Source organism: Burkholderia sp. AU4i, from assembly GCF_000466765.1.
GTDB classification, from domain to species: domain Bacteria; phylum Pseudomonadota; class Gammaproteobacteria; order Burkholderiales; family Burkholderiaceae; genus Burkholderia; species Burkholderia cepacia.
Map to the genome: position 1 here is coordinate 1 of NZ_ASSI01000141.1, position 14,254 is coordinate 14,254.

The window sequence follows — 14,254 nt, forward strand, 5'->3', positions numbered from 1 at the left end:
CGGATACCACGGGCTGTCGTCGCGTTCGAGCAGCCAGCGCCAGTCCGGCACGCGCGGCAGCATCACCCACACGGGGCGTCCGAGCGCACCGGCCAGGTGCACGACCGACGTATCGACGGCGATCACCAGATCGAGCGTGTCGACGAGCGCGGCCGTTTCCGCGAAATCCTTCAGCTCGGCCTCGAACGACAGCACGCCGCTTGCCTCGAAAGCTTCGGCGTCACGCGGGCGCACGCCGACCTGCAGGCTCACGAACGTCGCATCGAGCGCGACGAGCGGCGCGAGCGCGGCGAACGTCATCGACCGGTTTTCGTCGTTCGCATGAACCGGATTGCCCGACCACGCGAGCCCCACGCGCATTCGTCGCGGCGGAGCGGCCGCGTCGAGCCGTTCGACCCATGCGGCGCGCCGTTGCGGGTCGGCATGCAGGTACGGCACGTCGGCCGGCACCGTGTCGAGCGTCGTGCGGAACGCGAACGGCAGGCTCATCAGCGGGCAATGCAAATCGAACGCTGGCGCAGGCTGTCCGTCGGCGACGACGCGGCTCACGCCGCGCAGCGTCCCGAGCAGGTCGGCCAGCGCGGCCGGCGCGTCGACCACCACGGTCGCGCCGCGCTCGTGCGCGAGGCTCGCGTAGCGGCAGAACTGCAGCGTGTCGCCGAATCCCTGCTCCGCATGCAGCAGCAGCGTGCGGCCGGCGAGCGGTTCGTCGCCAGTCCATTGCGGGCGGTCCGCATGACGCCGATGCAGCGTCACGTCGGCGGCATCCCAGCGCGCTTCATGCTGCCGCCAGCCGGCGTCGAAGTCGCCCGTCACCAGACGGCAGAACGCCTCCGACCGGCGCGCGACGCCGTGATTCGGGTCGCGCCGGCTCGCCAGCGCGAAATCGGCAAGCGCGGCTTCATGGTCGCCGAGTTGCTGCCGTGCCACCGCGCGCGCGTAGATCTCCTGCGCCGTCCGGCCCGGCGCGCTGACGGCCGCCGCGTAACTCGCGAGCGCATCGTCGCAGCGGCCGAGCAGTTGCAGCGCGATCGCGCGATTGCACAGCACTTCCGCGTGCAGGCCGCGTGCTTCGAGCGCACGGTCGTAATGCGCGAGCGCTTCGTCGAACGCACCGAGCGCCCGCAGCGCGCCGGCCCGGTTGCGCAGCGCGTCGAAATCCGCCGGTGCGCGCGCGAGGGCTTCGCCATATGCGTGTGCGGCTTCCTCGTGCCGCCGCAGCCCGAGCAGCGCGTTGCCGCGGCCGACCCACGCGCCGACGTTGTCGCGGTCGCGCGCCAGCAGCCGGTCGCTACGCTTCAGCAATTCGTCACGCAGATGCAGCAAGTCGAGCGCGACACAACTCACGAACAGCAGTTGCATGTCGTCCGGCATCCGCGCGAGCGCTTCGTCGAGACACGCCAGCGCTTCGGCCGGACGCCCCAGTTCGATCAGCGTATAGGCGCACGCGTAGACGAGATCGGGCGTCTTGCCGCGCACCACCATCGCAAGCTGAAAGCAATGCAGCGCCTCGTTGCCGCGGCCGAGCGCACGCAACGCATGGCCGCGTTCGGCGAGCGCCGCCGGGTCGTCCGGCGCGATCCGCAGCGCGCGCTCGATGCTGATCAGCGCGTCGGCGGGCCGGCCGAGCGCGCGCAATGCCTCGCCGCGCCGCACCCACGACACCGCGCGGCCCGGCTCGCGCGTCAGCGCAAGATCGTAGGCGCCGACCGCTTCGCCGTGCCGGCCGAGCGCATGCAGCGCGTCGCCACGCGCCGCGTAGGCCTGCGCATGGCCGGGATCGCGCTCGAGCGCCTGCGCAGCCGCGTTCAGCGCTTCACGATGACGGCCCGTGCCGCTCAACGCCTGCGCATGATTCACGAAATTCCACGGGTGATTCAGCCCGGACTGCATCGATCGCGCGATCAGCGGCTCCGCGCGCACGGCGTCGCCAAGCTGAAGATGCACGAACCCGAGCAGATGCAGCGCCTCGACGTGATCGGGCATCATCGCCAGCACACCCTCGTAGAGCCGTCTCGCGCTCGCGTAGTCGCGTTGCTCGAGTCGTGCGCGCGCATTGCGCAGGGCATCGTCGACGGCGGCCCGCAGCGGCGCGGCACCCGCGCCGAACGCCGGTGCCTGCGCCGTGCTCATCGCGACGCTCCCGCCACCAGCGCCGGCAGCGCGTCGCGCAGCCGCTCGACGACGGGCGCCCACTGTCCGCCTTCCGGCTGGCGAAACAGTCGCGCACCCGGATACCACGGGCTGTCGTCGCGATCGAGCAGCCAGCGGAAGTCGGGCGTGTGCGGCAGCATCACCGCGAGCGGCCGGCCGAGCGCGCCCGCCAGGTGCGCGACCGACGTATCGACGCTGATCACCGCATCCATTGCCTCGGTCAGCGCGGCCGTTTCCGCGAAATCCGTCAGCTCGTCGCCGACGAAGCGGATCGGGCTCGCATCGAGCACCGGACGATCCTCGTCGCGGATCACCTTCTGCAAACTGATCCATTCGTAGCGGTCGTCGAGCAGCGGCAACAGGTCGGCGAGCGTGATCGAGCGGTTCCGGTCGTTCAGGTGCAGCGGGTTGCCGGACCACACGAGGCCGATGCGCGGCCGGTCGCTCTCCCCCAGCCGAGCGCGCCAGTGCTCGACTCGTGCGGGATCGGCGCGCAGGTACGGCCCGCCCGCCGGAATCGACGACAGGTCGGTGCAGAATTCGAGCGGCAGGCTCAACAACGGGCAATGCAGGTCGAACGGCGGCAGCGGGTCGCCGCGCGCGACGAGCACGTCGATGCCGTCGAGCGTCGCGAACAGCGCCTTCAGCTCGACCGGCGCCTCGACCACGACGCGTGCGCCGAGCGCCTTCACGAGCGGCACGTAGCGGCAGAACTGCAACGTGTCGCCGAGCCCCTGCTCCGGATACAGCAGGATCGTCTGCCCGTCGAGCGGCATGCCGTGCGTCCAGCGCGGCTGCGCGAAATCGCGCCGGCTGCCGTCGAGCTGGCTGTCGCGCCAGCGCCATTCGTATTCGGCCCAGCCGGCCTCGAAGTCGCCGATCGACAGGCACAGAAACGCGCGCATGCAGTGCGCCAGCGCATAGTCGGGATCGATGTCGATCGCTTCCGCATACGCGTGCAGCGCATCGTCGTGCCGCCGAAGCGCGCGCAACGCGCTGCCGCGATGGAAGTGGGCGAGCTTGTCGCGCGGCGTCGCGGCGATCACGCGGGCGAGATCGTCGAGCGCGTCGTCGTAGCGGTGCGTTTCGAGTCGAACACGCGCACGCGTGAACGATGCGGGCGCATAGTGCGGATCGATCGCCAGCGCGCGGTCGCACATGTCGTGCGCATCGTCGTGACGGGCCACCTGCATCAGCGCGCTCGCGTAGTTGCACAGCACGCCCGTGCTGCCGGGCTCGACTTCGAGCGCGCGCGCATAGCTGTCGACCGCATCCGCGAAGCGGCCCAGATGGCTCGCCGCGTTGCCGCGATTGGCGAGCGAGCGCGCATGGCGCGGATCGATCGCAAGCGCGCGGTCGCAACGCATCAACGCCTCTTCGTGTCGGCCGAGCTGTTCGAGCGCGACCGAGCTGTTGAAAATCGCATCGACGAACGTCGGGCTCGCCGCGATCGCCGCGTTGAAATCCGCCAGCGCATGTTCGGGGTCGTGCAGGTCGAGATACGCGACGCCGCGCAGAAACAGCGCATCGGCGCTACCCGGCCGCAGCGCGAGCGCGTGACCATAGCTGTCCGCTGCATCGCGGAAGCGGCCGAGATCACGCAGCGCAAGCCCGCGCGCGCGCATCGCGTCGAACGTGCGGCCCGCGAGTGCGATCGCACGATCGCAATCGGCGAGCGCATCGCCGGCTCGGCCGAGTGCGCGCAGCATGTCGCTGCGCTTCACGTAACCGTCAGCGAACCCGGGCGTCAGTTCGAGGAGGCGATCGTAGACCGCGCATGCTTCGTCGTATCGCGCGAGTTGCGCAAGCAGCCCGGCCCGCTGAAACAGCACGCGCTGATGCAGGGGATTGATCGCGAGCGCCTCGTCGAGCCGCGCGAGCGCATCGTGCTCGCGCCCGAGCCCGGCCAGCACCGCCGAGTAGTTCGCGAGCGCGAGCGGCACCGGCTGGCGCTCGACCGAGCGCCGCATCAGCGGCTCGGCATCGTCGAGGCGCCCCTGCTGGAACCGTACCGCGCCGAGCAGATGCAGCGCCTCCGGATGCTCGGGATCGAGCGCCAGCAACTCGGCATAGGCATGCTCCGCATGCTGCAGCGCGCCCTCATGATGCGCCTTGCGCGCGCGCAAGAGCAGCCGTTCGAGCTGCATGGTGTCGGGCGGGCGGCGATCCGGCGCGACCGGCGCGCTCGCAAGTGTCGTCCCTTCCCCGTTCGGTGTCATCGTGTGGCCCCCACTGGTCGCTGTTCGTATCGCGTGTCGTGTCTAACGTGTCATCGGTTCGAGCGCGGCACGCACCGCGTCGATCGCATCGGCCCAGTTGCCGGGTGCCGGCTGGCGAAACAGCCGCGCGGACGGATACCACGGGCTATCGTCGCGCCGGCGCATCCAGCACCACGCCGGCGGGTCGGGCAGCAGCACCCACACGCGCGCGCCCAGCGCCCCCGCCAGATGCGCGACCGCGGAATCGGCCGCGATCACGAGATCCAGCGCGCCGATCAACGCGGCCCTGTCCGCGAAATCGCCGAGTTCGTCGTCGACGCGAGATACCGGCGCATCCGCCAGCCGCGCGGCGTCGCGCTCATGCAGCGGTTGCTGCAGGCTGATCCAGTCGACGTTCAGATCGAACAGCGGCGCGAGTTGCGCGAAATCGATCGACCGGCCGGCGTCATCGGGTCGTGTCGACTCGCTCGCCCACGCGAGTCCGACGCGCAGCCTGCGCCGTTCGCCGAGCAGCGTGTCCCACTGGCGCGTTCGCTGCGGGTCCGCGTGCAGGTACGCGGCAGTATTGGGAATGGTGTCCGCTTCTGTGCGGAACACGTGCGGCAGGCTCGGCAGCGGCACATGGCAATCGAAGGCGGGCAGCGGCTCGCCACGCGCAATCACGCGGGCCGCACCGGTGAGCGACGCCATCAGCACGCGCAACGACGGCTGCACCTCGAGCACCACTTGCGCGCCGCGCGCCGCGACGAGCGGGACATAACGGCAGAACTGCAGCGTGTCGTCGATGCCCGGTTCCGCATGAATCAGGATCGTCTTGCCATCGAGCGGTTCGTCGCCCCGCCATACGGGCTGCGTGAACGGCCGTGCATGGCGCGCGAGCCGCGGATCGTGTAACCGCCATTCGTAGCCGCGCCAGCCGCGCGTGAAATCGCCTTCCGCCAGGTGCAGCGCTGCCCGCGCGCAATGTGCGGCGGCGAAGTCGGGTTGCAGCGCGAGCGCGCGATCGTAGGCGGTGAATGCTTCCTCGACCTTCCCCGTTTCGCCAAGCACGTTGCCGCGGGCCAGCCAGTTCGTCGCAAGATCGGGGCGCAGCTCGAGCGCCCGATCGAGCGACGCGATCGCTTCTTCGTAACGATGCAGGTCACGCAGCACCGTGCCGCGGTTCGCCCACGCTTCAGCAAACCGCTCGTCGAGTGCCAGCGCGGCGTCATAGCTCGCGAGCGCCGCATCGAAGCGCTGCAGGTCACGCAGCACGGTGCCGCGATTGCACAGCGTGTCGGGCGAGCGCGGATCGATGACGAGCGACCGGTCATGGCTGTCGAGCGCATCGTCGTGGCGCCCGAGTTGCAGCAGCGCATTGCCCCGGCTCGCGAGCGCCCGAGCGTGATCCGGATCGAGCGCCAGCACACGTTCGCAACGCGCAAGCGCCTCGTCCGCACGGCCGAGCCGTTCGAGCACGGCCGCGCTGTCGCAGAGCGCGTCGAGCCGCGCGGGATCGGCCGCGAGTGCGTCGTTGAAGGCGGCAAGCGCTTCGTTGAGGCGGTCGAGCTCGGCAAGCGTACGGCCGCGCTCGGCCATGATCGCGACGATGCCCGGGCGGATTGCGTTCGCGCGATCGAAGCAATGCAGCGCATCGGCCGCGCGCCGCAACGCGCGCAGCACGAGGCCGCGGTTGAACCACGATTCGAACGATTGAGGATCGACCATCAGCGCGCGGTCGTAGGTGTCGAGTGCGTCGTCGAGGCGGCCGAGCGCGCGCAGCGCGCCGCCGCGATTGCAGAGCGCGTCGAGCACGAGCGGCGACACCGCCAGTGCACGGTCGAACGACGCCAGTGCGTCGTCGTAGCGGCACAGGCCGATCAACGTATTGCCGTGGCGCACGAGCGTCTGCACGTCGTCGGGCGCCGCGCGCAGCGCGTTCGCGAAATGGCCGAGCGCTTCGTCGACGCGGCCGCGCTCGCCGACGATCGCCCCGAGATCCGACAATGCGCGCACGTCGGGGGCGATCGCAACCGACTGGCGCAGCAGCGCTTCGGCCTGATCGGCCGCACCGCGCTGGAATTGCAGCACGCCGTACAGATGCAGCGCCTGCGGATGATCGGGCTCCTTCGCGAGCACCGCGAGGTATTCCCGTGCCGCGTCGTCGAAGCGACCGGCGCCATGCCACTGCTGTGCGCGGCCCAGAATCGCCGCCGCTTGCCATTGCCCGCGCGCGTCGTGTCCCGACGCGCCCGCGTGTGCATCATGCCGGTGCTCGACCGTCACGTTCGCCCCCTTCCCGTTTGCCGACGCCGCCGCTGAACCGGCCGATGGAACCGGTCGCGGCGGTCATGCTCGTCACGAGACTAACGGACGGCCAATAACAGACGTATGACGAAAGTTACGGACCATTTTGTCCGGGGGACGGAACGGCTTTCGGGGCCTCGCCGCGTACGCCGGACGGCATCGCGCTTACTGTCCGATCGGGATCGTCCGCACGTATTCGACCGCCGGCGCGCCCATCGTGACCGAGAAGCGCACCCCGCGCGGCACCGGCACGCCGATCGACGTCGAGTTGCTGATGCCGTGCTGCGCGAGAAACTGCGCATAAGACTGTTCGATGTCAGCCTGGCTCGTCGTCCAGCCGCCGGGCGGGATCCATACGGACACCTGCATCGAGCGCGCATCATTGCTGACCACGACGCGCACGAGCGCATCCATGTGATGCAGCGCGTCGTCGACTTCGGCAAGCGACGCAAGCGGCTGCGACGCGCTGCGCACGAGTTCGCGCCCCTTGAGCTGGTAGCGCACGACCTGCATCTGCGTCGGTCCGCCGCCGACGCCGAGATGACGCACCATCACGAGTTCGCCCGGACGAATGCGCAGCGGCGGCCCGAACACTTCGTCGGGCGTGACGAGGTTCGTCAGGTCGAACTGCAGTTGAGAGAAGTAGCGGCCGAGCAGACGCGTTTGCGCCAGATTCGACGCGATATCGTCGCGGCCGCGGATCGTCGCATCGAGGCCGCGCCACGACAGCAGCGCGATCACGGCGAGCAGCGTGATCGCGACCAGCATCTCGATCAGCGTGAAGCCTCGGGCACGCGCCGTCGCGCGCGGGTTAGCGGCGCGCTTCATTCTGGATCACCGTGACGACCTCGGCGAGCACGTTGCGGCTCGACGCGGACGGATACACGCTCACGGTCACGCGCCGCACGAGCGGGCTCGGCATCGCGGCCACGGACTGGCGGCACACGAACCGGTACCGGCCCTGCGGGCATGCAAACGTGTTCGTGCCGACGGAAGGCCAGGTCGAGGCGATGCGGATCTCGCCGAGCGCGTTGTCGGCGCTCCATAACGCGAGCAGGCGCATGCGCGCCATGTCGGTATCCGACGCGAGCGCGCCGATCGCGCGCATCACGGCACCCAGCGCCACCGCGACGATCGCCAGCGCGATCAGCACCTCGATCAGCGTGAATCCCCGTTGCGGCGCCCGCGCCGTGCGCGATCCGCCGCGCGCATGGCGGTTGTAGTCGGTTCTGTCGTCGCACATGACCTGCATTCTTGTCGATGGGTCGTCGTCCGGCGTCCGGTATGCCGATCGCGGCTCACAGCCGCATCGCCGGCGCGACGGACGCCGTGCACGGACATTAAGCGCGGCGTATGGCACACGCGTGTCGAATGGTACGGACCATTTGGCGCGGGCAGCCCGGACGGACGGGCGCCCGGGCGCGCCGCCTCCGCTATCGCGCGACGGGCACGGCACAACGCGGCCCGGCGGGCGGGCAAACGGATGGAAAACGGGAAGCGATCGAAAGAAACACCCGGCAACGGGTGGTGAGCGGTGAAGGCGATCCTCGGGCGGGATCGACGCGACGGCGTCAGGCGGTCACGGCGGCGTCATACGCGGCGCGGGCAAGCTGGCCGGCGGCATAAGCCTCGGCCTCGCCGCGAAAGCCTTCCCGGCTGAACGCAACGACTTTCACGCCAACGCCGGTCGCCCGCTTCACCGTCAGCGCCCATTGCCATCCGCCGTCTTGTTCAAAGACGTGCAGCGAGGGTTCGAAGGAAGGGTCGATTACGGTCACGCGTTTTACTCCTGCCCCCTTGCGCGCCGCATCGGCGACGCTCGGGGCATGTCGAAAGGGTCGCGCCGGGATACGACGCGCTTCTGCCATTCGACAGTCTAGTCAAGGATTGTTGCGACGCACCATCAGAGGTTTCACTCATCTATCGGTACCGGGCGGTCGATCGAATTTGCCTGAAATCCATATGGGACGGGTCTCAGCGCCGATCGATCGCACACGGTTCGGTACTCATGCGGCAACGTGCCGCATGCTCGACCGCTTGCCTGCATCGGTCGCCCGCGGCTCGCAAAATCGGGGCGCGAATCGCCCGGCGATCCGGGCACCTCGGCGACGAGGATCGTTACCGGCCCGTACCCGCCGGCATCACGCGCCGGAACGTCAGGTTCACGCGCTCGCCCTGCACGTCCGGCGCCTTCGGCACGCGATGCTGCCATTCGGCCTGCGTGCGTCCGCGCATCACGAGCAGGCTGCCGTGCACGAGGCGATACGCATGCGTGACACCGGTCGCGCGATGGCGCAGGTCGAACACGCGCATCGCACCGAGGCTCACCGACGCGATCACCGGCGCATCGCCAAGCTCGGGCTCGTTGTCCGCGTGCCAGCCGAGGCTGTCGAGCCCGTTGCGGTAGCGATTGAGCAGCACGCTGTTGAAACGCGCGCCGCACGCCGCCTCGACCGCGCGCTTCAGGTCGAGCACGGCCGGCGTCCACGGCGCCGGCACGTTGCGGATCCCCGAATACACGTAGACGGCATCCGGCTCGCCCTGCCACGCGGTGAGCCGCGGCAACGGAATGCGTCCGCGCGGCGTGCGGATCGTGTCCTGACGCCACGCGACCTCGTCGATCAGCGCGGCCAGCGCGCGATCGGCATCGGGCGGCGCCAGCCAGTCCGGGTACCAGTCCACGTCGGGAGCGGGCGTGTCGGCAAAAAGATCGGGCGTCGACATGTCAGGAGGAACGGGCGATGAGCGGAGCGAACGGTGCATGCCTGCATACTAGCCAACGGCATCGCACGCCGCCATGCGCTGTCATTCGCAGACGAGGCAGGCTGCCGCCCGCCCGGCTCCCGCTGACGACGGGCGGGCGGCAGCCCCGCGAATGTAACCGTGCGCTACCCGCCGCGCGTCAGCCGGATCAGCGTGATCTCGGACGGCACGCCGAAGCGGTTCGGCGGCCCCCAGTATCCGGTGCCGCGGCTCGTATACAGCCACAGATCGCCGAAGCGGCTCAGCCCGCCGATCACCGGCTGCTGCAGCCTCACGAACGGCGGCCACGGCAGGAACTGGCCGCCGTGCGTGTGCCCCGACAACTGCACGGTAAACCCCGCGCGGTTCGCCGCTTCCGCGCTGCGCGGCTGGTGCGCGAGCAGGATCTTCGTGGCCACCTCGCGCGGCGCACCCGCCAGCGCCTGCTCGGGATCGCTGCGATGGGCGGGATCGAAGCCGCCCGCCGTGAAGTCGGTGACGCCCGCGAGCACCGCGTGCGCGCCGTCGTGGTCGATCAGCACGTGCTCGTTGAGCAGCACCGTCAGCCCGATGCGCCGGAATTCGTCGATCCACGCGTGCGCGCCCGCGTAATACTCGTGGTTACCCGTCACCAGGAAGCTGCCGTGCCGCGACTGCATGCGGCCGAGCGGCGCCGTGTGCTCGCGCAGGCGCTTGACCGAGCCGTCGACCACGTCGCCCGTCACGACGACGAGGTCGGCCTCGAGCGCATTGACCGCGCGCACGATCCGTTCGACATAGGGCCGCTTGATCGTCGGCCCGACATGGATGTCGGACAGTTGCACGATCGTCAGCCCGTCGAGCCCCGCCGGCAGCCCCTCGACCGGGATCGACACGCGCTTGACCGCCGCCGTGCGGCGCGCGCCGACGAACCCGACCACGGTAACGAACACCGCACCGGCCAGCACGCCGAGCGCCGTGCCGGTCGCCGCGCCTGGCCACGCGCCGTCGTGCCCGAGATGCCGCCATGCAAACACGCCGAGCAGCACGAATTCGCGGAGTAACGTCAGCAGGAGCAGCGACGAGAAGAAGCCCATCACGACCGAGCCGGCCCAGCCGGCCAGTGTCGCGGCCCAGCCTTCGTCGAAGCGGCGCGAGAACATGCCGACCGGGATCAGCACGACGAAGCTCGCCAGCACGAGCGCCGCGATCGTGCGCACGACCGGCGACGCGAACGCATCGGGAATGATCCGCATCCCGACGTACAGATGGAACAACACGCCGATTGCAATGAACCGGACAAAAAAACTTCGCATGGAACGTTCACCTTCGTTGCGATACGGCCTTGACGCTTCCGCGACGTGCGTTGCACGAGGCCGTGAGGCTTCGTTCCGCGCGCCGCGCCATGCGTACGATGGTACACAGATCGCGGCGGCGACGACCGGTCGCCGGGTTTGGCGTCGATGCCGTCCGGCACGGCGCGCGACCGCGCCCTCATCGGCCCGCCGGGCCGCCTGATTACCATGCGTTCAAACGACAATCGACCGCTTCCGCCCTGATTGCGCACCGATTCCGCTCTCCCGACATCGCAAATTCAGCCCGCTCCGTTCGTCTGACGATCCTTTACAGTTCGTTAGCAACCCTACGCGTGCCCGCACTGGCAGAATCGCGACGGCCCGGTCTGCGCTGCCCCCGGTTGCGAAAACGCGATGCCGGCCGTGCGGACCGGCCTCCCTGAACCGCCCACGCGCCGCCATGTTGCGCGGGACGGATGGCTGGCGATCCGCACCGCGCTGATTTATTATCGGCTCCGTATCCCGGAATCGTCGTCGCGGCGACGATCCGCATTGCGCCGCGCCCGGCATCCACCCCCACCGTCGAGCTCGTCACATCATGAGAAAAACAACGCCGCGCGCGCCCTTGCGCGTCGCCGCCGTCCTTGCGCCAGCCCTGCCGCTCGCGGGTTGCGCATCGCGCGGTGCACCGTCGTACGTCCTGTTCGGCGCATATTTCCCGCTTTGGCTCGTCAGCGCGATCGTCGGCGTGATCGGTGCGATCGTCGCGCACCGCGTATTCGTCGCGACCGGCTGGGCCGCCACGGTGCCCTACCAGCTTGCCGTCTGCACCGCGATCGGGCTCGTGGTCGCCGTGATCGTGTGGCTCACCGGCACGGGGCCGTTCGCATGAAGGCCGCCGGCACCGCCCGCCCCTCCGTCAAAGGCCGCGTGATCGCCCTCGCGATCGTCGCGCTCGGCATCGCCGCACTCGCTTACGCGTACCTCCGCACGACGGCCTACCCGTCCACCGACGACGCGTCGATCGACGCGGACGTCGTGCACGTCGCGTCGCCGGTCGGCGGCCGCATCGTGCAGCTCGCGGTGCATGAAAACCAGCGCGTCGCGAAGGGCGACCTGCTGTACGTGATCGATCCCGTGCCGTACCGGCTGACGGTTGCACAGGCGCAGGCCGACCTCGAGCTCGCGCGCGCGTCGCTCGACACGCGCCGCCGTTCGCTGATCGGCGAGCGCTCGAACGCGGCCGTGGCCGCCGAGCAGGTCAAGCGCGCGACGCAGAACCATGATCTCGCGACGCGCGACGTGAACCGGCTCGCACCGCTCGCCGCGCAGGGCTACGTCAGCGCGCAGCAGTTCGACCAGGCGAAGGTTCGCCAGCGCGACGCGGCCGTGTCGCTCACGCAGGCACAGGAACAGCAGCGCGCGTCCGCGCAGACGATCGGCGACGAAGCCGACGCGATCGCGACGCTGCATGCGCGCGAGGCCGCGCTGGCGCGCGCGCAGCATGCGCTCGAAGACACCGTCGTGCGCGCGCCGCACGACGGGCTCGTGACGGGCCTGACCGTTCTCGCCGGCGAAACCCTCGCGCCGAACCAGTCGATCTTCACGCTGATCGACGCGCGCGAATGGTTCGCGGTCGGCAATTTCCGCGAGACGGCGCTGAGCCGCATCGCGGTCGGCGACTGCGCGACCGTCTATTCGATGATCGACCGCAGCCGCCCGCTGACGGGCAAGGTCGTCGGCATCGGCGCGGGCATCGCCGACAGCGCGCGCATCAACCTGCCGCGCTCGCTGCCGATCGTGCAGAACTCGGTGAACTGGGTGCACGTCGCGCAGCGCTTCCCGGTGCGCGTGAAGCTCGACGAACCCGACGGCACGCTCGTGCGCGTCGGCGCCAGCGCGATCGTCGAGGTCCGGCATGGCACTGCCTGCCGCTGAGGTTCGCTCGCCGGGCCCGCGCGAAGTCCTGCGGCTGCTCGCACCGTTTCCGGGGCGCGCGTCGATTGCCGCGCGGGTCGCACTGATCTGCGCGCTGACCGCGTTCGTGACGGCCGCATACGGGACGCCCGAAGCCGCGCTGTCCGCGTACGTCGTGTTCTTCATGATCCGTGCCGACCGCGTGACGAGCGTCGTGCTCGCGGCCGCGCTGCTGCTGATCGTCACGATCGTGATCGGGCTCGTGCTCGGCATCGCGATCTTCAGCATCGACTATTCGATCCTGCGGGTCGCGTGCATGGCCGTGCTGTCGGTCGCCCTCCTGTACCTGACTTCCGCCAGCAAGCTGCGCCCGGTGGGCGCGATCCTCGCGATGATCGTCGGCTTCGGGCTCGACCAGCTCGGCCTCGCGCCGTTCGGCGAAGCCGCGACGCGCGCGCTGCTGTACATCTGGCTGACGATCGCGATCCCGGCCGGTGTCGCGATCGTCGTCAACCTGCTGATCGCGCCGTCGCCACGCAAGCTCGCGCACGCGCAGCTCGCGAAACGCCTGCGGCTCGCCGCGCAACGGCTGCGCGGCGACGATGCGGCGCGCGACGCATTCGATGCCGGCCTTCATGAAGGCGACAAGCAGCTGCTCACATGGCTCAAGCTGTCGACGCTCGAAGGCTCGTCGTCCGCCGCCGACTTCGCGGCGCTGCGCCAGGCCGTGGCATCGAGCACCGCGCTGCTCGTCGGCGTCGCGCTGGCCGATCGCGAACCGGGCGCGCGCCTGCCCGACACGTACGCCACCCCGATCGCCGCGACGCTCGACGAGATGGCCGACATCCTCGACCAGGGCGGCTACCCCGTCGACGTGACGCTCACGCTGCCGCCGGCCGACACATTGCCGCCGCTCGCGCGCGTCGCCGTCACGGATATCCATGCGGCGATCACGCGCTTCGCGGAACCGGTCGCAGCGGCCGAAGCAGCGACGGATGCGCCGGCCGCCGCGGCCAACACGCCGGCGGCCGCGCCCGGAACGCCTGCCGCCGCGCCGCCCGCACCGCGCAACGGCTTCTTCCTGCCCGACGCGCGCACCAATCCCGACCACATCCGCTACGCACTGAAGACAACCGCCGCGGCGATCTTCTGCTACCTGCTGTATTCGCAGCTCGACTGGTCGGGCATCCATACGTGCGTCGTCACCTGCTACATCGTGTCGCTCGGCTCGACGGCCGAGACGGTCGAGAAGCTCACGCTGCGGATTCTCGGCTGCATCGTCGGCGCGCTGCTCGGCACCGCCGCGCTCGTGTTCGTCGTGCCGTCGCTGTCGTCGGTCGGCCATCTGATGGCGCTGGTGTTCGCCGGCGGCTGGCTCGCCGCGTGGGTCGCATTCGGCTCGCCGCGCATCGCATACGCGGGCTTCCAGATCGCGTTCGCGTTTTTCCTGTGCGTGATCCAGGGCGCCGGCCCCGGTTTCGACCTGACGATCGCGCGCGACCGCACGATCGGCATCCTGCTCGGCAACGTCGTCGTGTATCTCGTGTTCACGCGCATCTGGCCCGTCAGCATCGGCAAGCAAATCGACGCCGGACTCGCCGCGCTGACGGACCAGTGGCGGCGCGTCGCACAGGTCGCGCAGCCGGCCGAGCGGCGCGCGCT

General features: G+C 69.9%; 11 protein-coding genes. 3 read left to right on the top strand and 8 right to left on the bottom strand.

What is annotated here, in order from left to right; all coding sequences use genetic code 11:
• The 8 genes from L810_RS29455 to L810_RS29490 all read right to left on the bottom strand — a co-directional run.
• A partial coding sequence (locus L810_RS29455) for a tetratricopeptide repeat protein (RefSeq protein WP_042976660.1) occupies window positions 1-2,133 on the bottom strand: 2,133 nt, incomplete at its 3' end.
• The gene (locus tag L810_RS29460; protein WP_042976661.1) at window positions 2,130-4,373 is read right to left on the bottom strand and encodes a tetratricopeptide repeat protein; all 2,244 of its coding nucleotides are present in this window, start codon (window positions 4,371-4,373) and stop codon (window positions 2,130-2,132) included. The genes L810_RS29455 and L810_RS29460, both read right to left, overlap by 4 nt.
• A 42-nt stretch (window positions 4,374-4,415) precedes the next feature.
• A complete protein-coding gene (locus tag L810_RS29465; RefSeq protein WP_021161903.1) occupies window positions 4,416-6,638 on the bottom strand; it encodes a tetratricopeptide repeat protein in 2,223 nt (740 codons plus the stop codon).
• Between the two features lie 186 nt (window positions 6,639-6,824).
• A complete protein-coding gene (locus L810_RS29470; RefSeq protein WP_021161904.1) occupies window positions 6,825-7,487 on the bottom strand; it encodes a PulJ/GspJ family protein in 663 nt (220 codons plus the stop codon).
• Window positions 7,471-7,902, bottom strand: coding sequence for a type II secretion system minor pseudopilin GspI (gspI, locus tag L810_RS29475; RefSeq protein ID WP_042976664.1), 432 nt, complete (start codon window positions 7,900-7,902; stop codon window positions 7,471-7,473). The genes L810_RS29470 and gspI overlap by 17 nt, the downstream gene beginning before the upstream one ends.
• Before the next feature lie 328 nt (window positions 7,903-8,230).
• Window positions 8,231-8,437, bottom strand: a complete 207-nt coding sequence (locus tag L810_RS29480) for a hypothetical protein (RefSeq protein WP_021161906.1) — start codon at window positions 8,435-8,437, stop codon at window positions 8,231-8,233.
• A 340-nt stretch (window positions 8,438-8,777) separates the two neighbouring features.
• Complete coding sequence (locus L810_RS29485) at window positions 8,778-9,383, bottom strand: alpha-ketoglutarate-dependent dioxygenase AlkB family protein (RefSeq protein ID WP_021161907.1); 606 nt, start codon at window positions 9,381-9,383, stop codon at window positions 8,778-8,780.
• A gap of 164 nt (window positions 9,384-9,547) precedes the next feature.
• Entirely contained in the window at window positions 9,548-10,696 is a 1,149-nt protein-coding gene (locus L810_RS29490) for a metallophosphoesterase (protein WP_021161908.1), read from the bottom strand.
• 577 nt (window positions 10,697-11,273) lie between these two features.
• On the opposite strand from L810_RS29490, the gene L810_RS29495 reads away from it, so the two are divergent.
• The 3 genes from L810_RS29495 to L810_RS29505 all read left to right on the top strand — a co-directional run.
• Complete coding sequence (locus tag L810_RS29495; protein ID WP_011354664.1) at window positions 11,274-11,567, top strand: hypothetical protein; 294 nt, start codon at window positions 11,274-11,276, stop codon at window positions 11,565-11,567.
• Window positions 11,564-12,613: a multidrug transporter subunit MdtN gene (mdtN, locus tag L810_RS29500; RefSeq protein ID WP_021161910.1), complete on the top strand. Its 1,050-nt coding sequence runs from the start codon at window positions 11,564-11,566 to the stop codon at window positions 12,611-12,613. The genes L810_RS29495 and mdtN overlap by 4 nt, the downstream gene beginning before the upstream one ends.
• Window positions 12,594-14,254, top strand: a 1,661-nt coding sequence (locus L810_RS29505) for an FUSC family protein (protein WP_042976663.1), incomplete at its 3' end; no start/stop codon positions are given. The genes mdtN and L810_RS29505, both read left to right, overlap by 20 nt.